14 protein-coding genes are annotated in these 22,944 nt (G+C 46.3%); 10 read left to right on the top strand and 4 right to left on the bottom strand.

Annotation, left to right across the window (positions count from 1 at the left end):
• Positions 1-136 precede the first annotated feature (136 nt).
• Positions 137-358, bottom strand: a complete 222-nt coding sequence (locus J2Z66_RS17830) for a hypothetical protein (RefSeq protein ID WP_209972809.1) — start codon at positions 356-358, stop codon at positions 137-139.
• Complete coding sequence (locus tag J2Z66_RS17825; RefSeq protein ID WP_209972808.1) at positions 330-677, bottom strand: hypothetical protein; 348 nt, start codon at positions 675-677, stop codon at positions 330-332. Before J2Z66_RS17825 ends, J2Z66_RS17830 begins: the two co-directional genes overlap by 29 nt.
• Here J2Z66_RS17825 and J2Z66_RS17820 point away from each other — a divergent pair.
• From J2Z66_RS17820 to J2Z66_RS17810, 3 genes are all read left to right on the top strand, one after another.
• A complete protein-coding gene (locus J2Z66_RS17820; protein ID WP_209972807.1) occupies positions 657-2,606 on the top strand; it encodes an alpha-amylase family protein in 1,950 nt (649 codons plus the stop codon). The genes J2Z66_RS17825 and J2Z66_RS17820 overlap by 21 nt on opposite strands.
• A gap of 190 nt (positions 2,607-2,796) precedes the next feature.
• On the top strand, positions 2,797-4,989 hold the full coding sequence (locus tag J2Z66_RS17815; RefSeq protein ID WP_209972806.1) for a right-handed parallel beta-helix repeat-containing protein: 2,193 nt from the start codon (positions 2,797-2,799) through the stop codon (positions 4,987-4,989).
• A gap of 72 nt (positions 4,990-5,061) precedes the next feature.
• Positions 5,062-6,123, top strand: coding sequence for an SGNH/GDSL hydrolase family protein (locus J2Z66_RS17810; protein WP_209972805.1), 1,062 nt, complete (start codon positions 5,062-5,064; stop codon positions 6,121-6,123).
• A 24-nt stretch (positions 6,124-6,147) separates the two neighbouring features.
• On the opposite strand, the gene J2Z66_RS17805 is transcribed toward J2Z66_RS17810, so the two are convergent.
• Entirely contained in the window at positions 6,148-7,050 is a 903-nt protein-coding gene (locus J2Z66_RS17805; protein ID WP_209972804.1) for an ArsR/SmtB family transcription factor, read from the bottom strand.
• A 157-nt stretch (positions 7,051-7,207) separates the two neighbouring features.
• On the opposite strand from J2Z66_RS17805, the gene J2Z66_RS17800 reads away from it, so the two are divergent.
• Positions 7,208-8,959, top strand: a complete 1,752-nt coding sequence (locus tag J2Z66_RS17800) for a glycoside hydrolase family 2 protein (RefSeq protein ID WP_376774432.1) — start codon at positions 7,208-7,210, stop codon at positions 8,957-8,959.
• A 251-nt stretch (positions 8,960-9,210) separates the two neighbouring features.
• Here the strand turns inward: J2Z66_RS17800 and J2Z66_RS17795 are convergent, their stop codons facing one another.
• On the bottom strand, positions 9,211-9,855 hold the full coding sequence (locus J2Z66_RS17795; RefSeq protein ID WP_209972803.1) for an NADPH-dependent F420 reductase: 645 nt from the start codon (positions 9,853-9,855) through the stop codon (positions 9,211-9,213).
• Positions 9,856-9,982: 127 nt separating this feature from the next.
• Between J2Z66_RS17795 and J2Z66_RS17790 the strand changes: the two genes are divergently transcribed.
• The 6 genes from J2Z66_RS17790 (at position 9,983) to J2Z66_RS17765 (ending at position 22,876) form a co-directional block, all read left to right on the top strand.
• A complete protein-coding gene (locus tag J2Z66_RS17790) occupies positions 9,983-10,564 on the top strand; it encodes a TetR/AcrR family transcriptional regulator (RefSeq protein WP_209972802.1) in 582 nt (193 codons plus the stop codon).
• 701 nt (positions 10,565-11,265) lie between these two features.
• Positions 11,266-12,273, top strand: coding sequence for an ABC transporter substrate-binding protein (locus tag J2Z66_RS17785; protein ID WP_209972801.1), 1,008 nt, complete (start codon positions 11,266-11,268; stop codon positions 12,271-12,273).
• A 115-nt stretch (positions 12,274-12,388) separates the two neighbouring features.
• Positions 12,389-14,020, top strand: coding sequence for a helix-turn-helix domain-containing protein (locus J2Z66_RS17780; RefSeq protein ID WP_209972800.1), 1,632 nt, complete (start codon positions 12,389-12,391; stop codon positions 14,018-14,020).
• 222 nt (positions 14,021-14,242) lie between these two features.
• Complete coding sequence (locus tag J2Z66_RS17775) at positions 14,243-16,549, top strand: hypothetical protein (RefSeq protein ID WP_209972799.1); 2,307 nt, start codon at positions 14,243-14,245, stop codon at positions 16,547-16,549.
• Between the two features lie 268 nt (positions 16,550-16,817).
• Entirely contained in the window at positions 16,818-17,546 is a 729-nt protein-coding gene (locus J2Z66_RS17770; protein ID WP_209972798.1) for a GntR family transcriptional regulator, read from the top strand.
• 473 nt (positions 17,547-18,019) lie between these two features.
• Positions 18,020-22,876 carry an S-layer homology domain-containing protein gene (locus J2Z66_RS17765; RefSeq protein ID WP_209972797.1) on the top strand — a complete coding sequence of 1,619 codons (4,857 nt, stop codon included), beginning with the start codon at positions 18,020-18,022 and terminating at the stop codon, positions 22,874-22,876.
• Positions 22,877-22,944: the final 68 nt, after the last annotated feature.

Genomic DNA, 22,944 nt, shown 5'->3' with positions numbered 1-22,944 from the left:
CTTGCGGCTTCCTTTGAGGAGCGTGTTCGTGACGTTGGTGCGTTGCAGAAGGAATGGCTGTGTGCTCCAGCCGCTGTTAAAGATTTGTTCCCTGAATGAAATTTAAAAGGTTGGAACAAATCTTTAAAGGCGGGCGCTAACGCTCTTCCGTCCACAGCCATTCCCTCTCTTCAGCTACAATCGTACGAATCGCATGAATCGCATGAACACCTAGTTCAAACGGGCAGCCAGCAAGGGTTTTAAAGGGGGGCTCTGGATCGGAGGAGATTTCCCCGCGGGCCAAGCCGCTGGGAATGAAGAGCGCGCGCAGCTGAGAAGGACCAGCTACTTTAACGATGTTTTTCATCGTTAAAAGCATAAGCCCGCTCCAAATCCGTCACGTTAACGATGAAAAACATCGTTAACGTGACGGATTGACCTGGAACACTTGTTTTAACGATGAAAAACATCGTTAAGTGGAAGTAGTACACGCTTAAGTCAAGCACACGCTCATTTCGGCGGAGGGCGGGCTGATTCGGGGTATAAGCTGCACAGTACCGAACCTGCCAAGCACCGAACCTGCGCCAAGCACCGAACAATCCAAGCTCAACGAACAGCCAGAAGACGTCTGGTTTCTGAACAAGAGATAATGAATACAACAAAATGGAGGAACACACATGCGTTTTAGACAAATTCATCTTGATTTTCATAACCATGGATCGGTTGCTATTGGAGAACGGTTCTCCAAGGGGCAGTTCCAGGAAATGCTGCGTCTCGGAAATGTCGATTCGATTACAATCTTTGCTAAATGCTTTCATGGCTGGGCTTATTATGACACTCAAAAATTCGAGAAGCATCCGGGCCTGAAGTTTGATTTGCTGCGGGAGATGATTGATGCAGCTCATGAAATTGGCGTAAAGACGCCGGTTTATCTGAACGTAGGCTTAAGTGAACATTTGGTGAATGTGCATGGCGATTGGCTGAACCGCGATGAGAATGATCTTACTACCTGGGATCCGGGTTTTTTGCAGCCGGGTCTTCATGTGTTTTGCTTCAATACGCCTTATTTGGAACGGATTGTGCAGCAGATTGAAGAGGTGGCAGCAGGCTATGATGCGGATGGAATTTTCCTCGATATTGTATATCCGAAGGCTTGCTATTGCCATTACTGCCGGACTACTTTGCTGCAGGAAGGCAAGGACCCGCGGGATAAGAAAGCTGTCATGGAACTTGCTGAACGGGTGTATGCAAATTATACGAAGCAGGTAAACGAGCGGGTGCGGGCGATTAAGCCGGAGCTCGGTGTATTTCATAACAGTGGCATTCACTGTGGACGCAGAGATATTGCGGCTATGGACAGCCATCTGGAGGTGGAATCACTGCCTTCTGGCGGCTGGGGGTACGATTATTTCCCTATGTCGGCCCGATATTTACAGCAGTTGGGCAAAGAGCTCCTTGGGATGACTGGGCGGTTTCAGATGAATTGGGGAGAGTTTGGCGGTTACAAACATGAGAACGCCTTTCGTTTCGAGATGGCATTATGCCTGGCACACGGGACGAAATGCTCTGTAGGAGATCATCTGCATCCTGATGGCATTATGGACCCGATTGTTTACAAGATGGTCGGAAGGGCATTCAGGGAGGTGGAAGCTAAGGAGCCATGGTGCAGTCAGGTGGAAAATGTGGCCGATGTCGCCATCCTAGCTGTTGAGGGTCTTGCCCGTTACTCGGAGCGAATGGGCGCTTCTGACACTGGTGCTTACCGCATTCTCCAGGAAGGCAATATTCTCTTCAATATTATTGATTTGGAAACAGATTTTAGCCTGTACAAGGTTATCATTTTACCTGATCAAGTAAGGATTACTTCCTCATTGGCTGAGTTGCTGGAACGGTATTTGCAGAATGGCGGTAAAGTTCTGGCAACCGGAGAATCCGGATTGAATGAAGCAGGAGACGGCTTCGCGCTTGATCTTGGTGTCGAGTGGAAAGGGGTTAATTCCTTCAAGCCCGATTATTATAAGCCGCATACTCCACTGCCGATTCTCGGGGAAGGATCCTTCGTATTCTATACACAGGGACAAAAGATTGCCTTAAATGGCGGCACGGAGCTTGGTAACCGTGAGGATCCTTATTTTAACCGCGACTTAAATGCTTACTATTTCACGCATACCCCTAACAGCCGCAATGATGGCGGACCAGGTATGGTAGAGAGCCCGAACGGCATTTACCTCGCCTGGAATGTATTTGAGGATTATAGGGAAAATGGCAGCCTGCAGGTAAGAGAAACCGTGATGATGGCCATTGACAGATTGCTCGGCGACAGGAAGACTCTTTCCACCAGCTTGCCTGCACAAGGTGTAGTTTCGTTGCAGCATCAGAAGCACGAAGCCAGGTATGTGAACCATCTGCTGTATGCATTCCCGGTGAAGCGGGGCAAGCAGATGGAAATCATCGAAGATATTACCCCGATCTATCAGATCGATGTCACTCTTCGCTTGCCGGAAACGGTGAATCGCGTGTATACGGTGCCTCAAATGGAGGAGCTTGCTTTCGAGCAGGAGGGACAGACCGTAAGCTATCAAGTTCCAGTAATTGATTGTCATCAAATGGTTGGGATCGATTATTAAAGTATGTAAAAGAACAGAATGGCAGCATGCATTTTGAATTACATAACAGTTCTGTCTGATTATCTTGAATTCTTAAATTTCAACGTTTTTGCTTTCGTTTTTGCCTTTGTGTCGGCTTTCGCTCCGATTTTACTGGAGTGCAATAAATTTCACATTGCAGTAATCAATAATTCTGTGGAGGCGATGAAGAATGGACAATGAGATGAAGGAAATGCAGACGGAACGGTTGGAAAAGTTGGAAAGGTTCGAACAGTTAGAGAAGTTGGAAAAGATGGAAAAGTTAGAATTGATGGAATTAGCGGCGCAGAGGCTGGAGAAATTGGAAGCTGGTGGAGGAGAGGCGGATCGTGGCTACGGGCTAAGCCGCCGCAAGCTTCTGATGTCTTTGGGCGCCGCAGGAGCTGCTACCATGGCAGGTATGCTGCTGAATGGTGGAGCCGGCATTGCATATGCAGCTACAAAGGATAAAGAGAAGGAAAAGGAAAAAGAGAAGGATAAAAAGAAACTGATCGAGGAGCATGGTGCTCCTTGCCTGGACGATATTCCTGCCCTGCTGGCATTCTCTAGAGGTTCAAATACATGTGCTCTAGTTTCTGATCCACTAAGGGGTGGCATATTCAGTTGGGGAGCGTCGGGCACTGCAAACGGAGGTACTGTGTTCAACGCTCTGGGCGGCGGCGTGTGGCTTCGCCAGTTTAGCGGTTCTTTCAATGTATGCTGGTTTGGGGCCAAAACGTTTACTGACAGCACTGCTGCAATTCAGGCTGCTTTCAATGCAATTACACGGCCAGGAAGCATTTACATTCCAGGAGGAGTGTATACAATATCGGCAGTCATCAACCTTCCCCAGCAGGTTGTCAGTATTTCTGGCGATGGCCAGTATGTTACATACCTTATCGCGGTTTCACCCAATGTGCTGCATACGATGTTTAAAGGGACTACGAATGATACGATGGAAATAAAGGATCTTTCCTTTGACGGGAATGCTGTTGCGGATAGTGCGGTATATTTCGATATGGTAACACACAGTACTTTTTCGAACCTGTTTATTACGGGTACCCGGGTTGAAGCGCTGCATGTAAATGGCTACAATAACAGCTTTTTCCGCTGCCAAATTGTTTCCAACTATGGAGATGGGCTGGTTTCGTACGGAACGCCCAATTATAACAATAACGTCAATGTGCTGAGCACGGATATTTATAGTAATGGCGGTATCGGCTTGCGAATCGGAAACGGCCTTAATGTGAACGTTAGCCACAGCACGATAGAAAAGAATGCCAAGGCTGGTATCATTGCTTATGATTTAAAAAATGTGAATATCGTTGAATGTTATTTCGAGCGTAATGCTCAAGTGGGTATGAGCTACACGGATGCGCAGAATCCCACGGCTGTTAATGTCAAAAGCGATATTCATCTGCTGGGCGGAGGCGGAATAACAATCGGCATTGATCCGGCAAAGCCTGTTGAATGTGTGAAAGTAAGCGGTATTCATTGGACGCCGCTAAATAGTGAAGGGGTAGATAACGGGGGAGTTAACAACACTTCCTTTGTCTTCAGTAATTATCTCGACAAGCTGACTATTGAAAGCGTTCAGGTGTACGATAACAGTAAAGCAGACTCACTGCTCACTATTTGGGGGAACGGGAATACTTCGATCATTAAAGGAGATGTCATTCTGCGGGCCAACAGCCGTTATGATGTGAAGCTGATTGGCGTGGATGCAGGGCTCGCTGTCAGTGGAGGGCATTATATCGAAAGTACCGCGGCAAGGACGAAGAATTACTATGATGGCAATTTCCCGGCATATTCCCGGATTGCAGGCACAAGCGGCGATCTGCTGAAATCACAGCAGCGGCTTGATGGATATCCGGCGTTCGAGCTGACGGCCGGGACGGAATGGTGGGGGCAGCCTATTGCCGGTATCACTACGAAATACCCGGAGCTGCCGGGGACACTGGTATGGTTTGGGGCATGGGTGAAAGCGGATTCAGGGAACGATGTGAAGGTGGTAAGTTATGACGGAACGAATAGCCATGCTGATACGCTAACTGCCGCCGGGAGCGGACAGTGGCAGTTCAAATCAATTCTTGTACCCGTATCTGCTACAGCAGCTCAACTGGTTTGTGCATTTCAGAGGTTGGGCAGCGGAGGAAACGGTAAGGTTGCCTTTCCGGTGTTGGCGCAGGCTGGAGCCAGCTTGAACCGCTTTGAAATCGGCACTGAGGCTGATTTCCATCTTCCCTCTATTCCGGCTGTCGGCTACTGGGAACTTGGGGAAACGGTAAAAAATGCAAGCCCGGCGCCCGGAAGTGCATTCGGCTGGATATGTACCGCAGCCGGTGCTCCTGGAACCTGGAAGGCTTTTGGTAAAATTGAAATATAAGTGCTTGGCAGCGGCTGGTTTTATTTGTATGATGTTGTTGAATAGCATCATTTGAACAAGGATGTGAAATGTATGGTCAATCCTGAAATTTTGCTGCCTAAGGAAATTCCAGCCGTGGTGGGTAAGGAAATCAACATTTATTTTGATAATCTGATCATTGAAGATGCAGACCGTTACTATGTCGATGTGATATGTGATATCGGCCAGCACCAGAATGAAAGGTGGACTCTTATCCCGGATGCTCCCGGGGAGTATCCTCTGACCATTAGTTTGTACGCGGACACGATCACAAAGCTGGCTACGGCGACAACAATGATCAAAGTAAGCGGAAGCGAGGCGGTTGTGGATAAGGCCTCGGATACAGTCTCGGATACAGCTTCGGATAACGCAAGGATACCCGAAAGCGTATTATTCATCGGTGACAGCACGACGGCCGCGGGATTTTATACGGATGAGCTGCTGAATTTATTTCAAAATGACCCGCAAAGCATTGTGCTGCTAGGCACTAAGGGCACGGCGCCGAATTGCCACGAAGGGCGTGGAGGATGGCGGGTGGATTCATACTTTTCAGGTGAAGAAAGTCCGTTTGTCTTTGATAAAAGCTTTAATTTCACCCGGTATATGGGCACAAACGGCTATCGTGATCTGGACTATGTATGTATTCATCTCGGAATTAATGATGTGTTTAATAAGGTTAACGATGCTGGCGTGCAGCGTGTAATCGATGAAGAAATGCCCATGCTGGAGAAGATCATTGCCAGTATCCAAGATTATAACGCGAGTATCCAGATTGGCCTGATGGTTGCGATCCCCCCATCCCGTTTCCAGGATAGCTTCGGAAGCAACTATGGTGCGGGACAAACCCGCTGGCGGTATAAAAGAAATATTTTTTTGTGGAACAAAGAGCTCCTTGCACGGTTTGAACATCGGAAAGCAGATGGCATATTTATGCTGCCGATTAACGTGAACCTGGATACGGTGCATAATATGGCGAGCCATTCTGTATCCGCAAACAGCCGCTGCTCCAAGCAAATCGTCAGACAGACGGACGGTGTGCATCCAGCGGAGGACGGCTATTATCAAATGGCCGATGTGATTTATTATGGGCTCAAAAACAGAAGTCAGAAGGAGTAATTATCACAAGGTGTCCAGCTCACCTTATTTCACATGAACAAAGGTGAGCTTAATATCCTGCTCATAATTGCCAAAGCCAGATCCAAAGAGGTTCAGCCCTCTTTGGTTTTTTGCGTTTGCTTCTACCTCCAGGCGGACTGTAATGGGCTTGTGAAACTGCAATTTCAATTCGTTTAATTGGGTGGTGGAGCTGTGTGCACCGTTGAGGAAGCTTCCCTCATGATCAATGCGCCATTCGCATAGCCATCCATACTGACTGCCGTAAGCCCACCAGTTGGGTGTATGAAGCCCCTTGGTTTTTCCGAAATCCCCCGGAGTTGTGACCATTCCGATTTTTAGTCCGTTGACAAACAGTGTAATGTCCGAAGGCCAGTCTTCATTGAATCCGATCGCTTCGGAGCAAAGCTCCGCACTGAGTGAAATGGCGGATAATTCCATGCTGGAAGGCATTGGATTGGGGAAGCGATATTCCACATACCCGGCTTCACTGAACCAAAGAAGCGCAGCGCTTGAACGTTCGGGTAAATAGAAGCTTCTCGGATCATCCGGACATCCGAGGATGCCTTCTTTACTGGCAAGTCCGCAGGTAGGTTGAACCGAGCAGTCCGTGTACATGCCAACAGGCATGCTGACTTCTTCTAATTCATGCAGCGATTCTCCAGGCGCATTAGGCAATTGGAGCAGCAGCGTGTCATGGATTCTCGAACAGAGCTTTTCCCTGTTTGCTCCTTGTGTGGTTATGATGAGGCCAGCCTGTTCCAAAATTTGTACATTGATGGACACCGTTGGCTGTGCGGCCCCTAGAGCGGACATAAGCTGACTGACGCTTAAGGTCTGGTCGCCGAGAATTTCCAGAATGCGCAGTCTTAAATCTCCTGAGAGGGCTTTTGCGATCTCTTGGATTTGGGTGGGTGGAACAAGCTTCATTTTATCATTCGATAGTGTAATAACGGACAGCCCCTATTCTCATTATCCCTTTCTTTATAGTTTACAATCATTCCTTAACATTGTAAAATCATAATGTACATATTAAAATTGCAATGTAAGTGTATTTTTCATATTTTAATAGCTGGGAGTGACTTCAATGACAATGATGCCGTATCGAATGGATTATCCGCGTCCACAATTTGAAAGAGCTGAGTGGTTGAATTTAAACGGCGAATGGGAATTTGAATTTGATGATGAGCAGGCGGGAACGAGGGGGAAATGGTTTGCTGCACATGACTTCAGTAAGAGGATTCAAGTTCCTTTTTGCTTTCAGAGCAGCTTGAGCGGCATTGAGGATACAGGGTTTCACGATGTGGTTTGGTACAGGAAAAAATTTGCCATACCCGAATCCTATAAAGGACAACGATTAATTTTACATTTTGGCGCGGTTGATTATTTGTCATGGGTGTGGATTAACGGGCAGCTGGTGAAGTTCCATGAGGGCGGGCATACCCCTTTTTCGGTCGATATTACGGAACAATGCGCAGACGGTGAGAATACGATTGTCGTCAAAGCCCAGGATTTTAGCCAGGATCACACGCTTCCGAAAGGAAAACAATATTATGCCGAAAAGTCAGCGGGTATTTTCTATACAAGGACTACCGGCATTTGGCAAACTGTATGGCTGGAGCCGCTCTCGGGCACCTGTCTGGAGAAGGTGAAGCTGACCCCGTATATTGATTCGAATGAAATCAAGCTGAGGGCTTTTATGGGAGGAAGCTTAAAGCAGCAGCTGCTTTTAAAAACAGTTGTATCTTTTCAGGGAAGCGTTGTTGCTGAAGATACATGCAAGGTGAATGAAGCAGAAATGGTCCGAAGGATTGGTCTGCACGATTTTAATGATCATGGGCAAGGTCGCTGGTGGTCGCCGGAAAAGCCGAATTTATATGATGTGGAGTTTACCCTTTATGAGGGAGAAAGCGTCATTGATCAGGTGAAAAGCTATTTTGGCATGCGGAAAATTTCTGTGGAGGACGGCAAGGTTTGCTTGAATAACCGTTTTTATTATATGAAGCTTGTATTGGATCAAGGATATTTCCCGGATGGGATTATGACGCCGCCTTCGGATGAAGCGATTAAGCAGGATGTTGAATTGACGAAAGCCATGGGCTTTAATGGAGCCCGCAAGCATCAAAAGGTAGAGGATCCCCGTTACTTGTATTGGTGTGACCGTTTGGGCCTATTGGTGTGGGGGGAAATGGCTAATGCCGCGGCTTATTCGGAAAACTATGTGCGTCGCATGACCTTGGAATGGCAGGAAGTTATCGAGCGGGATTACAATCATCCCTGTATTGTGGCCTGGGTGCCGCTCAACGAGAGCTGGGGTGTTCCGAATATTGTGGTGGATAAGCTTCAGCAGCAGCACGCGCTCGCCATGTATCACTTGACAAGATCGCTGGATGACACACGTCTGGTCATTTCCAATGATGGCTGGGAGCATATCAAGACGGATGTTTGTACGATTCATGATTATGAGAGCAAGAGAGCCGTTCTTGAAGACAGATATAGTTCAGTAGAAAAAGCCGTTCATGCCAAGCCGGCGAATCGCACGATCCATGTGCCAGGCTTCCCTTATGAAGGTACCCCGATTATGGTGTCCGAGTATGGAGGGATTTCTTTCAAAAAAAGCGACTGGGAGGGCTGGGGATACTCGGCAGCTGTAAGCGACGAGGATTACATGGAACGATACAAGGCTGTTACGCAGCCCTTGCTGCAATCCCCAGTTGTTCAGGGTTTTTGTTATACTCAGCTAACCGATGTGGAGCAGGAGATCAATGGATTATTGACCTATGACCGTAAGCCGAAGGTACCGCTAGCTATGATCAAGCAAATCAATGACGGGAAATAGGTTAAGATGCTGAAATTGGTGGGGAAGGGCTCTAGCCCTTCCCTTCTTCATTTTTTTGTGGACTCAGATCCGTTATTTTAGCAATTCAAGGTTTTTTTGCTGCCTTACGGACATGAAAGCCGCTATTGATGCTGAAACCGCGCCAAAATCATAAATCTAAGGAAAATAACGGAACGTAGGTCCGTAACTCTCGCGAAAAAGAGAAAAATGGTAAAATAGCGGAACTCATGTCCATAACCTTTACATCCCTTTTAGCGCACAACTTTAAAGTTAAAATTAGAGTGGCCAAGAGACATATGAACTCTGACTAAAAGAGCAAACAGCATTTCGGTGCTGCGTGCTGAAGTGATGTCGCCCAAATCGATAATGCTCTCCCATCCGAACCATTCCTTCAAATATCCTATGACTTCGTTTCGGGCAGCTGCATCATTTCCGCTAATGAACAGATCGTGCTGACCATCCGCAAGGCTGCGTGGGTTTACCATTAAGGCTGAGGCTACCGTATTCAGGGTTTTCACAACTTTCACATCCGGAAAGGCACGTTGAATTTGTTCCCCCAAAGAATCGGTGTTCACAACGAACAGACGCAATGCACCTTCTGAGAAATCCAGAGGAAGAGAAACATCGATCAAAATTTTGCCTTGCAAATTGGCGCTGCCCGCTGCGTGCAGCGCTTCTAAAGCCCCTGCTCCAGCAGTCGCGTTAATGATAATATCGCCATGCTTAGCAGCATCTTGGAAAGAACCGGCGCTAGCTCTATCGTCGTTTATTTGCTGAAGCCATTCGTCCAGCTTCGGAATGCTTCTCGTACCCAGTTTGACCTCATGACCTTGTTTAACTAGTGCGCTGCCCAACGTTTGCCCGGCATTCCCGGAACCGATAACTCCAATTTTCATGTGTTTCCTCCTTTTATTATACATACAGGTCTGTATACTTACTTTGACAGTATACATACCGATCTGTATAATGTCAACTATAAGAGATCACACTATAAGGATGCAGATATAAGAGGTGAATGTTTACTTGAACAAAACTGAGGGTAAGAAATCAGCTGCGCGGGAGCAGCTGCTGGTTACTGCAAGCAGATTATTTTTTGAAAGAGGGTTCCATGCTGTTGGTGTCGATACGATTGTAGCTGAAGCGGGAATTACCAAAATGACGATGTACAAGCATTTCCCTTCGAAGGATCACCTGATCTTTGCTATCTTGGAGCGGTCCGGCGAGATGTACTGGGAATGGTTTGAGCATACAATTCATGGCATTAAACAACCGGAGCAGCAGCTCCTCGCCATATTCGAAGCCGTTGCAAAGCGGCATCCCATGTCCCCCCAGTCGACGTTCTGTCTTTATCAGGCCGTGGCTGTAGAGTTTCCATTTCCCGAGCATATGGCGAATAAATCGGCTGTTGACCACAAGCAATCGATCATTAAGCGCTTGGAATCTATATGTGAACAGGCTGGATTGAAGTCACCCGGACTCCTTGCCCGCCAGCTGTTTGTGTTCCTGGAAGGGTTTTGTATATCTTCCCGTTTTTTTGGAGCGGATAGTCCGTCGACTGATTTAGTTCATACGGCAGCCACGTTGATTGATTCACATCGCTTATAAAACAGTTTAACAAAAACACCTTGCGGCGCCTTTTGAGGTGCGTGTTCGTGACTTGATTGCGTTGCGGAGGGAATGGCTGTGGGCTCCAGCCGCTGTTAAAGATTTGTTCCCTTGAATGGTATACATGAGGAGGTAGGAACAAATCTTTAAAGGCGGACGCTACCGCTCCTTCGCCCACAGCCATTCCCTCTCTTTAGCTACAATCGCACGAATCACACGAACACCTAGCTCAAACGGACAGCCAGCAAGGGTTTTTCTCTGGATGGAAGGAGATTTCCCCGCGGGCCAAGCCGCTGGGACTGAAGATCGGCCCCGCCAGCGGTTACAACCAAGAGGTTCTGCCATTTAACGATGTTTTTCATCGTTAAATAAGGTTGTGGAGTCGACCTGGTACTTTTTAGCGATGAAAAACATCGTTAAGTCAGCAGAGGTTGCTTTCCTGAGTAAAGAAGGGATAGTGACGATAGGGAAAAACTGTGCTTAACATCAAAGCGACTGCCAATCCAGGGGTTCGGAGCAGCGCGGCGGGAATGCTTGCAAGGATATACCCAAACCCATGTGTGATAACGGTACAACCTGTACAAAAATCCTATCAAAAATCCATTGTTACTGATTTGACTATGTGCTAATCTGAAACTATCAATTGATAATGAGTATTGTTATCAATTATAATAATTTGTGAACAGGGGATTAGGAATTATATGAGGAACTATGTATCGTCCATTATGTTATTACTATGCATCACCCTGCTTTGTGCCTGTGGATCTCAGACACAGAGCAATACTATAGCGCCTACTGCTACAGGTTCAAACGCTGCCAAGGAAACTGCAGCAGTGACGAAAAAGTACACTGATTTTGAAGGGCGTGAAGTCACACTCCCTGCTAATCCACAAAAAATTGTTGTTGCTGCAGGTTCAGGGGCTGTCATTGATTTGCTAGAATTGGGCTATGAACCGTTAGGTTATCCTCATCGCTATTTGCAAAACTCATCTATTTTAAAACCAATCCAGGATCGTTTAAGCAAGCAGGCCCCAGATATCGGAATGCCTACCAACCTTGAAACGGTTCTGAGCTTATCCCCTGAGTTGATAATTCTGGGTTATGAGACGCAAACTGATGAATATAACATGTTGAGCAAAATCGGGCCTGTCGCTACCTTTGATGAATCCTTGCCCCTCAAGGATCGCCTTACGACAATTGGTGAAGTGGTCGGCAAGGAAAAAGAGGCTCAAGCCATCATTAATGAATTAGAGGGAAAAACGGAGAAGATGTTTCAATCCTTGCGAGAGCAGGGGAAAATTGGAGAGAATGAGACCGCAGCTGTCGTCGTGTACTATTGGAACAAACAAATGTATCTTATGAAAAATTTTGGCTTGTTCGATCTTATTAATCATCCTCTTGGCTACAAAATGTCTGAGAAGGTGGCTTCACTAAATCCGATAAACGGCTCTCCATATATTGAAATAAGCGAGGAAGCGATGCCAGGCGCTTTGATTGCAGACCGTCTGTTCATTCTTTATGACAACAACGTTGAAGCCAAGGAAGGCTTTAAGCAGTTAAGGGAAAGTTTGGTGTTTAAAAACCTGGAGCCTGTCAAAAATGGAAAAGTCCATTATATTCCTCTTGAATACAATGATAGCGACGTGGTTGCTACTCGCAAGCTGATTGAGGATTTCCCAAAAATATTAGAAACTGATATGTTTGAATAGATATTAATTTTTCTACATTATTTGAGGCCACTTTCATTTTCATGAAGGTGGCTATTAAAAGTTCTAGAATCCTTTACTATAGTTAAAAAACATCAATTATGCGGCAGGTGGTAACATGTTCTCGCTTGTGTTAACCGATGTGCTTACCTTGACATATGGCGGTGAAGATTCGCTTGAGTTGGGTAGTTCAGACGATTATAGATTGCTTATCGTAATACAAGGAAGGCTGAGTATGCAAATCCAGCAGTTTAACAGCACAGCTGAGCCTGGTACTTGTACACTTCTTCTGCCGAATCACCAGTGCAGCCTGAAGGTGCATATATCCAGCAGGCTTTATTTGTTTACCTTTAATGCGATAGAACAGAAGGGAAATCGGGGGGCATCTGATCCGCTTGTAAGGTCAATTGCTGGAAAAACTCACTTACCACTATCAAATCTTCTTAAATGGACAGAAAGCATTGCTGATAAGCCAAATGAACAGGATATAGTGTTTCAGCTGCAGAGGCAGCAACATTTTTTATGTCTGATTACCCTTTTAGTTGAACAACGAACACATGAGGAGCAGCAAGTATGCTTGGATCCAAAGCAATCTGTAGAAGAAACTCTGCAATTTCTGCACAATAGTTATTCCATGAATGTCAGTGTACAGCAGTTGGCTGATAGGGCACATCTCCCACGCTGGCAATATCTGCGCAGCTTTAAACAATTGACTGGCTGCAATCCAAGCAGCTATATTACCCATCTGCGAATGGAAGAAGCCAAGAGACTTTTAAGCAGTACGAATGAAAGGATATGGGAGGTTGCCAACAAAGTCGGCTATGATGACGAGCAATATTTTAACCGTCGATTCAAGCAATTAATGGGCATATCTCCCGGGCAATTTACACGTATACAAAATCATCAGCATCAGGTTACGGACTGGCGTGGAATAACACGGCTCATCCCTTCGTCAGCCAAACGTATCGTGTACGACGATGCAAGTACGCTAGGAGACCTGCTTGCATTGGGGATTGCTCCTGTCGGAGCAAGTTTGCGGTTCTGCAGCAGTGAACCTGTCATCCATCAGTTGGAGCGAACGTTGGAGCGGACACAGGATATTGGTTTTCCAGTCAATCTGGAGAAAGTACGTGAACTTAACCCAGATCTCGTACTGCTTAGCCGTTACGGCTATGAGCAATGCCCGCAGGCCAGTGCAATTGCACCGACCGTTGGCTTGAATGAGTATGCTGAGATGCCTAGCCGGCTAAGAAAGCTCGGTGAAATTCTTGGTGTACATGACATTACCAAGAAATGGCTGGAGGAATATGATAGCAGATGTGAGAAGGTATGGAGAGATCTTCAGACTAGAAAGTCTGCACAGGAAACAGCAGTTGTCCTCTTCTATGACTCTAATAGAAAGCTATATTTAATGCATCGGAATAGAGGATTACTACGAATTCTTTATCATCCGATGGGCTTTAAAAGGGATAAGCACATACAGCACATTCGGCCAAATCACGGAAACTATTATATCCACGTTGATCCGAATCTTCTAGAACAATATGCTGTAGGGGATAGATTGTTTATTTTAGCCCGGCCATCCAACAATATGCCCGCTGTCAAAAAGGACTTGCAAAGCCTGCCTGGTTGGAGCACTCTGCCTGCTGTAAAAAACGGAAGCGTTCATTTTCTTAGTTCCATTTGGAACTCAGATGACGCTTGGACAAGCAGTTATACGCTAAATCATTTCACTCGGCTTTGGTCATAAACGATAATGTACGAACCTACACATTCATTTTCTAGAACGCTGTTATACAAAATTAAAATGCATGTTCTAATTTTCCTGGATATCATATATATTATATATGATATGTAATGGTGAGTTGGAGCATTGGAGCAAGGATAAGGTTTGAAATGGTAATTTCTGAAATAAGTACAAAAACCAATTTTGAATTTGAAATCGATTTCATTAGAGGAGTGATTAGGATTTATGATGCACAATTCTTTTTTGATCAGAGACAGGTTGCTTGCGGCCAACCATTCGCCGATGCATCGGCAGCGCCGGAATGCGCATCGATGGGTTTACCGGGATAAGGGCATCCACGCAGCAAGCGGGGAAATTGAGCTGTCAGAAGTGTGGAATGTGAAGGGCGATCTGCAGGTGTCTGGCATGAAGGAGGCTATTGAGGATTTCTCTGAGTTCTTGCGGATTATGGAGGTGGATTTGTCAGACGATTCTGAACAAACGGTTGAGTTTCTTCTGGCATCCGATGGTGAGGAAGAGACACTAGCCTTTGAAATATCGGCGGAAGCGGGCAGAATTCTAATTACTGCGACTAGTATCGGGGGAATCTGGTCAAGTCTCGTGTACCTGGAAAAAATGATGATGCAGAAGAAAGCGCCAATTGTATCCGCGGGGATCGTGTGCAAACAGCCTCGTTGGAATACGCAGATCAGTCAAGCTCCGTTCGGTGCCAATTTCCTGGTACCTGATTTAAGTCCTGAATATTTGAGCGACGATGCTTTTCGTCAGCTTATTCATCAAGGCATCAATGCGATGACGCTTTACGGGGATTGGTTATGCTACACACGAAATGAAAGCTTTCCTGAATTGAATCATGCTGATTATGATCAAAATATAGCAACACTTAGGGATGCGGCCCAGAGGGCAGGGAAATATGGGGTCAAGCTCTACTATGTTGCGGTCAGTCCGAAGCTGGATTCCAAGCATCCTGTTTTTCAGCGCAGTCCACAGCTTCGCGGCTCCAAAATAGCAGGCAATATGGATAAAGCTCAAAGCATTCATTGCTTTTGCTCTTCTTCAGAGGATAGTCTGGCTTTGCATGAAGAGGTAATGGAAAACTTGTTTCAGGAAGTTCCAGAGCTTGGCGGCCTTATTTTAATTGTTGGGGGAGAATCTTATTACCACTGTTTTATGCGGCCCGATCTGGAAGGTACAGCACCGGGGGCAAAAACCGATTGTCCGGTATGTGCAGGAAGGAAACCGGAGGATGTGGTGAACCATCTGCTGAAGGTGACGGCAGAAGCCGTGCACAGGGCACAGCCGCAAGCAGCAGTTATGGCGTGGCCATACAGCGCCTTCAGATGGTCGTCTGACGAAGCTCAGCTAGAGCTTGTCCAGACGCTGCCGGATGAGGTGGATTGGCTGAATACGATCGATAAAGACCAGTGGGCGAAAAAGGACGGATACCACAAGCTGATTTGGGATTACAGCGTTGATTATACAGGTCCGGCTGATAACTTGCTGGCGCAAATAAATATTTTGCAGGACAAGAACTCCAGACTTTTCGTAAAATCCGAAACGGCGATAGGCTTGGAAGCGTTCCACATTCCTTATTTTCCGAGCATGCAGCGAATCGCTGAAAAGTGGAGCCATGTTCGTGACACACAGCCGAGTGGTGTTCTGCAGGCATGGATGTTTTTTGGCATGTGGGGATCGCGTGCGGAAGAAATCGGCTGGTGGATGAACTGGATGCCGGAGCTGGACGCTGCAAACATTGTGCGCATGCTGGCGGAACGGGATTTCGGCAAGCATGCGGAAGGCATGATTGCGGCATGGGCGAATATGAGCGAAAGCGCTGGGCGCTACCCGTTCATTCCTCCTTATTTTTCCGGTCCGGAATTTATTGGTCCCGCCCATCCTCTCCTGCTGCGCCAAAGGGCTGATGAGCTTCCTGAATTTATTGCTGAGCTGTATTTTCTACAGGAAATGGAGGAAACGTTTTCCGAATCGATCAGGATGGCCCGTCACAGTGTGGTGCATAGCCAGCTTTTTGATCTTAAGGGGATGATGCGTCTCGAAGCGGGTACTGACTACTGGGAGGTTGCTTTGCGCGAGTTTGACAAGGCGGCTTATTATGCAGGGGAAGCTGTGAAGCAGTATGAAGCAATCGCGGCTGCTGGTGTGCAGGAGGGCGTGCCTGGTGAGCTGTTCCGTGAGGAGCAGGTGCTTAGCGAGTTTGTTTACCGGACCTTAGTGACAACCCGCAACACTTACCATTTCCTGCATTTGAAGGAGCGGATCAAGGCTGGGGAAGCTGCTGGTCAAAAGGAATTGAAGAAGCAAATGCTGGCAATCGCGCGGGCTGAGCTGGACAATGCCAAGCGGGCTGAGCCGCTTTATGCTGAGGCACCATGGCTTGATTTGGCGCTGCGCTTCGAAGGCTTGTTCCCGTCCAGTCCTATGATGCTGAAAAAGAAAATCGAGCTGCTGCAAGAAGATTTGACTTTCCTGGAAGGTGAGCTGGGCCTCATGGGACACGTGGCGGAAGTGTGAGTGTAAACCCAGGCTAAGGCTAAGCCCAAATCCAAGCCCAAGCCCAAGCCCAAATCCATGAGCTCGCAGGTGTGAAAAGATGGATTTTAAGCCACTCATTTGCACATGCAAACGTACATTTTTCTTACCTTGTGTAGTTCTTTTTCCAGCTGTTTGACAAGTGGGGTAAGAGAAATATAAAATATTCTATATAATGAATAACTATTTATCGGATGTTGTGGTAAAATAGAAGTTATTGCCCCCACTTAACAAATAGAGGATGAAATCCATGAAGGAAGAAACGGGAAGACCGGCTTTGTTTCAAAAACAAAACATCAGTGAAGATCTGATTGTATATTTAAAACAGCAAATTTTGAGCGGTGAATTGAACCCGGGTGACCGGGTTGTGGAGACGAAGCTGGCCAAAGAATTAGGCATCAGCCAGACGCCAGTACGGGAAGCGCTGCGGCAGCTGCAGGGAGAAGGCATTATCACCATCATTCCGAACAAGGGACCGATGGTCTGCTCGCTCGATATTACGGATGCCTTTGAAGTATACTCCATTCGGTCGATGCTGGAAGGCCTGGCTATCCGCCTGGCTACGCAGAATGCTTCAGAGGAAGACTTGACGGATCTGGAGAGGGTTTACAACGGTATGAAGGACAAGGTTGCGGATGATACCGTGCCGGTGTCGTACTTGCTGAATGATTCCTTCTATATTCATGAGACGATTATGAAGCTGTCTAATCATTCACGGTTAATCAGCATGTACAAGTCAATTTCTTTCCAAATCGCACTCATCAATCGGATAATGGGTTCCCGTTCCTCGAAGATGAAGGAGATGGAAGAGCATTGGGAGCTTGTTGAGGTGCTTAAGCAGCGCGATCCTGACCGTGCAGAAGACGTTATGCGCAGACACATATACCGATCCTACTCGGATTTCGTAAAATGGAATGCGAAAGATGAAGGCGTGGCCGAATATGGCGAGAACGTGTGGTTGAACAAACATAAACGGTGAAGAAACAGACTGAGAGGTCTGTTTTTTTCATGTTCAGAAAGTTTAAGCGCAGGGATAGCATGCCCCGAAGCATAACCTTATAGCAGCCCGCTTCCTCAGAATTGAGCAGGTGCTTCACTTAACGATGTTTTTCATCGCTTAATGTGCTCGGATGGACCCTTTGGGTGGATAAAAGAGACTTTAACGATGTTTTTCATTGTTAAAGTAAGGTTGTGGAGAGGACCTGCTACTTTTAACGATGAAAAACATCGCTAAAGTAGCAGGTCCTTTCAGTTCGCTTCATCCCTAGATCCCAGAGCCTTAGCCGCCAGGAAATTTCATAGTATGTATTATATATCGTATATATTCTAAATATTGTTATGTTTTACCTAAACAAATTACAATATATAACTTTGAAAGAACTGTAATATAAAACATGAAAGCGCTTAACAAGGCGACTATTTATGAAATTATGAACAGGGAGGTCAAAGGAATTGAAAAAATTGAAGGAATCGAAGGAATTGAAGGGATTGAAAAGAAAGTTCAAAAAAATGGTTTTGCGGGCATTTGTGGTGACATTGGCGGTGAGTTTCACCTTTCAAACGGTGGTCAACGCGGCAGTGACCGATGAGTTTATGATCGGCGCATTTCTGGCGCCGCCCACACCGCATGTGAGCGAAGCGCAGTACAATTATTTAAAGGATGCGGAAGTCACACATGTCATCAACATCGTGGACTCCGGTCTCAATTCGGATGAGGACAACAAGACGATGCTGGAGTATGCCGCAAAGGCAGGAGTTAAGGCGATTGCAACCGGGGCAGGAGTTAATTTTATTAATAGCTACTCAGACCGGGAAATTGACAGTATTATAGACCGCTACAAGGATTATTCAGCGCTTGGCGGTATTTATGTAAGGGATGAGCCGCCCGCTATCAGGTTCGATAGCTACGCAAGAATCTACAATCGATCCTTGCATACGCTTCCCGATTCCGTTCCTTATGCGAATATGCTACCACTATTTGCTGATCCTTTTACAATGATGAATGTTGCGCCCAAAGAAGAAGTGTCGCAAACGACCGTTGGAGGCTGGAGAAATACGAATTCAAGTCTTTCTCTGGGGCAATCCTTCACTACACTGCCGGATAGTCATTTCATCTATGGAATTGAACTCAATGTAGATGTGACAAAATGGCAGAACAATAACCTGACGCTCACGCTGTGGGATTCACCGGACAAAACGAAGCAATTGGCCTCATCAACATTATCAAATAGCAACAATATGCATTTTCCCAGATTCGAATTGATGACGTCGGTAACGCCAAATACGGCTTATTATTTCGAACTCACTCATGGTGGGAATACGGTTCCAGTTGCTGTGTCCACGGAAGAGGTTTATACCGGAGGAAGCGCCTTTGAGAACGGGACGACTCAATTGTATGATGTATATTTCAAAGTATATGGGGGCCGTACTGAGATTGCATCAGCGCCCGTATTTCAACAATTTAGTATGGAGTCACATCCATTAACGAGTACAAGCAGCTTTGGCCAGGCATTTCTAACCTCACATGATTTGAATTATATAGAGTCTATTGAATTGTCGCTCGATTATAATACATGGGGGACCAATGAATTTTTAACATTATCTTTATGGGACTCTCCGGCCAAGCAAACTTTGATCGCTTCAGACACGAGGAATTCTACCACCAACGTTTCAAAAGTAAATTTTTCTATCGATGCACAGGTAAGTCCAAATCAAATGTATTACTGGGAACTGACGCATGCTGGAGGTGGCGATAATTCAGTCACGATTCAATCTGCCCCTAGTGAAGGCTATTATTCGCCGCAAGCTAAGCTGCCGTTTGTAACGACCGCTTATGTGAACGGGGTTGCCCAAACCTTCGATTTCTTCTTTAATGTCTATAAAAAAAGTGTTGCAAAACGGCCGCTTCTGACTTCGCAAACGATGCAAGGCGCCGAATTCACGGTGACAAGCAGCAATCCTATAGGGCAAACGTTCCAGACCCCGGCAACAGGCGAAAGCATAGAAAGCATTGCTACGGTACTGGATATCGAAACATGGGGGGCAGGCGAATCACTTACCCTGCAGCTGTGGGACTCTCCTGCAAAAACTAGCCTGCTTGGGAGTGCATCATTGACTGAATCGAATGGATACAGTGCTCCTGTATTTAACGTAAATGCTCCTGCTCAACCGAATACGGCTTATTATTTGGAGCTGAGCCATAATGGAGGCGGCGATAATTCAATCGTTGTCATGGGCTCGGGATCTGATGTATATGCAAATGGGGCGATTTTTGAGAATGGTGTTATGAATCCGGATCAGGATGTAGTGTTCAAAGTATACGGAAATGCAGATCCGGTAGACAAAACGGTGGAACAAATAGCAAAGGATACTGGAGAGTATGTTAGCGATGAGCGATTAGGGGTGCAGAAATTAGGGCAAACCTTTAAAACGCCACAACATTTAAACAGAATACTGCAGTTTATTGAGCTTAACATGGAAACCGCGGGATGGACAGCTGACGAAGCCTTGACCGTCACTATTTACGATAGCGTTAATAAAAATGAAATGCTCGGTTCCGCTTCCTTGAAAGGGACAAATAATGGAGATTATCCGCGCTTTTATGTGAACGCCATATTGAAGCCAGATACCTCTTATTACTTTGAACTCACGCATACAAGTGGCGGTGATGGGCAAGTCGGAAGAGTATGGCGGACGGCCGGGGAGAGCTATACAGATGGGAACGCCCACTGGAATGGTATTAAGCTGGAAGGCGATTTTTATTTCAGAGCTGCATTCACTTCCTTATATCAGGATTTTCTTGAGGAATGGGTGGACGCTGTTGGTCCGACAAGTTTGAAATATTTATCTTTCGATATTTATCCGTTCATGAGCGGGAAAATCAAGGAAGATTATTATCTTAATTTGGATTTGATACGTGATATGGGCATGCAAAAAGACGTGAAAACGCATAGTTTCTTGCAGTCCGTCGGGATTGAAGGCTGGATGGATCGTCCTAATGAAAATCAAATGAGATGGAACGTGTTTACGAATCTGGCTTATGGAATTCAAGCGTTAAGCTGGTTTACCTGGTCTACTCCACTCGAAGGGCATGGACCGTTTACAAGCTCGATTATTGACAGAGCGGGCGAGAAATCGGACTTATATGAACCTGTAAAAAATCTGAACGCTCAGGTTACCAGCTGGGGGCCTGTATTTATGCAGTTGGAGTCGGAAGGGGTTTATCATTCAGGAGCTACCCCTGTGCAGGGCACGCGCAAGGTGCCGAAAAACTTTTTTTGGCAGCCAGCGAATGCAAGTGATGATGTCATTGTGTCTCACTTCAAGCATAGCAGTGGCAAGGACTATATCATGGTTGTGAACAAATCCATTACAGATAGCCAAACTTTTTCGTTCCAATTGAACCCTAAACCTGTTAACGTAAACGAGCTGTCCAAAACGTCCGGAAAGGAAATCAGCACGAACTATAATGAGGCAACCGGGGAGATTTCTGCAACGTTTTTACCGGGAGAAGGCAGGCTGTATGTTATCTCAGACGGAAATGAAGCTGATCAATCCCTAATAAATCCGGCTGAATGGCCATTTGATAAATACGCTTCCGGAGATGTTCAAGTGTCTATGGAACTGAAAGGAAATACATTGACGGGTGTCTGGAATACCGGGAAAAGACTGAAGAGGGGATCCGAATACTTGGTAGCCGAAGATGGAAACTCTGTCACCATTAAAAAAGAATACTTGACTTCACTTCAGCTTGGAGACAATAGCTTGGATTTTGTGTTTAATGCCGGAGCTGATCAATCACTTGAAATAACGATCACGGATTCGACTCCGCTTATAAGTGCGCCAGCGTGGATCGGGGGCGGTCTATTGACTTCTTCTTCTACGACTACGACCAGCATTGCATTGCACTGGAGCGGAGCTGCTGATTCCAACGAGATTACAGGCTACAAAGTTTATAAAAATGGCAGCGAAATAGCGGCTGTATCAGGAAATGTGTATGATTTTGCAGTTACAGGTTTGTCACCGGCTACGGAATATTCATTCAAGGTAGAGGCGGGAAATGAATCAGGTCTTTGGAGTGTGGACGGGCCTTCTGTCAAGGTAACGACGCAATCTGAATCTGCTCAGCCAGGGAATCCCAATCCCAATCCGAATCCCAATCCACCAGCCAACTCGGGTGTGAATGGTCAGGAAAAGGATGACAGCAAGGATAGCCGAATAAAGGTAGTGAGCGACAAGGACTTGCAAAAAGCACAAAACGGCATAGTTACGATATCCTTGGAGGAAGGGCAGGATGAGCTATCATTACCTCTGAATGCCGCTGATTTTATCGGTCAGCATGTATTCGAAGTGATTTCCGGTGGTATGAAAGTCCAAATACCAGTGAGTACGCTGAAGGAAGCAGGAGCTCTTACTACCACCCAAGCAAGCGGTCAGCGGATTTTTGTACGACTGGGAAAGACGGATGAAGTATCGCATGATGGGAGCAAGTCCAGGCTTACGATGGGCGGTCAGGCCTACGTTCTAGGTCTGTCGGTTCGGACTGCCAGTCAGGTAAAAGAGTTGAATACATTTAATCATTCAATCGAGCTCACACTTCCCTATGATGTGAAGAAGGTAGACGCTGATCTTGTAGCCATCTATTATTATAATAAGCTTACTGTAGTATGGGAGTATGTAGGGGGATCTATTGATAAGGAGCATGGCAAGGTCCAAGCTAGCGTGGGGAAACCGGGGATCTATGCGGTGCTGGAATACGACAAAACCTTTGCAGACGTTCCTGAGACACATTGGGTACACCGTACCTTAAAGGTATTGACAGCGCAGCAAATCGTCCAAGGTGTGAATGACGAGGAGTTCCAGCCTGATAAGAAGACAACCCGGGCGGCATTTGTTTCTTTGCTGGTTAAAGCTCTGGGATTACAAAAAGATACACCATCGACTCCATTTACAGATGTTCGTGCTGGCGACTGGTATGCTGAAGACGTGGCAGCCGCATATGCTGCAGGGCTTATCCAAGGCTTGTCGGAAACGAAGTTTGCACCAAACGCTGAAATTACCAGGGAGCAAATGGCAGCGCTACTTGTGAGAGCGTATGAGTACAGGTCAGGATCCAGCATTCAGGCCGGGAATGAATTATCTCAGTATAAAGATGGAGCTCTAGTATCAGAATGGATGAGGGAGCATGTGAATAAGGCGATTTCGGTTGGTCTGATGCAGGGCAGAGGTGCTGAGATTTTTGACCCCCGCTCCGATACGACCCGTGCAGAGGCAGCGAAGGCGATCTTTAATTTCATTCATACAACCTGAATATTTTTATATTTTTCATGAACAAATGCCAATTTATTTAGCTGAAAAAGAGGTACTATTAGCTATGC

The sequence above is a fragment of the Paenibacillus eucommiae genome, assembly GCF_017874215.1.
GTDB lineage: Bacteria > Bacillota > Bacilli > Paenibacillales > NBRC-103111 > Paenibacillus_AI > Paenibacillus_AI eucommiae.
The sequence above is the reverse complement of the archived record's forward strand: the minus strand, read 5'-3'. Positions and strand labels throughout refer to the sequence as shown.

Excerpts from the sequence above, each read along its gene's own strand:
- J2Z66_RS17775 (WP_209972799.1), top strand. The coding sequence starts at position 14,243 with ATGATGCACAATTCTTTTTTGATCAGAGACAGGTTGCTTGCGGCCAAC.
- J2Z66_RS17820 (WP_209972807.1), top strand. The coding sequence starts at position 657 with ATGCGTTTTAGACAAATTCATCTTGATTTTCATAACCATGGATCGGTT.
- J2Z66_RS17780 (WP_209972800.1), top strand. The coding sequence starts at position 12,389 with ATGTTCTCGCTTGTGTTAACCGATGTGCTTACCTTGACATATGGCGGT.
- J2Z66_RS17825 (WP_209972808.1), bottom strand. The coding sequence starts at position 677 with ATGAATTTGTCTAAAACGCATGTGTGTTCCTCCATTTTGTTGTATTCA.
- J2Z66_RS17795 (WP_209972803.1), bottom strand. The coding sequence starts at position 9,855 with ATGAAAATTGGAGTTATCGGTTCCGGGAATGCCGGGCAAACGTTGGGC.
- J2Z66_RS17770 (WP_209972798.1), top strand. The coding sequence starts at position 16,818 with ATGAAGGAAGAAACGGGAAGACCGGCTTTGTTTCAAAAACAAAACATC.
- J2Z66_RS17785 (WP_209972801.1), top strand. The coding sequence starts at position 11,266 with ATGAGGAACTATGTATCGTCCATTATGTTATTACTATGCATCACCCTG.
- J2Z66_RS17810 (WP_209972805.1), top strand. The coding sequence starts at position 5,062 with ATGGTCAATCCTGAAATTTTGCTGCCTAAGGAAATTCCAGCCGTGGTG.
- J2Z66_RS17830 (WP_209972809.1), bottom strand. The coding sequence starts at position 358 with ATGCTTTTAACGATGAAAAACATCGTTAAAGTAGCTGGTCCTTCTCAG.
- J2Z66_RS17805 (WP_209972804.1), bottom strand. The coding sequence starts at position 7,050 with ATGAAGCTTGTTCCACCCACCCAAATCCAAGAGATCGCAAAAGCCCTC.
- J2Z66_RS17800 (WP_376774432.1), top strand. The coding sequence starts at position 7,208 with ATGACAATGATGCCGTATCGAATGGATTATCCGCGTCCACAATTTGAA.
- J2Z66_RS17815 (WP_209972806.1), top strand. The coding sequence starts at position 2,797 with ATGGACAATGAGATGAAGGAAATGCAGACGGAACGGTTGGAAAAGTTG.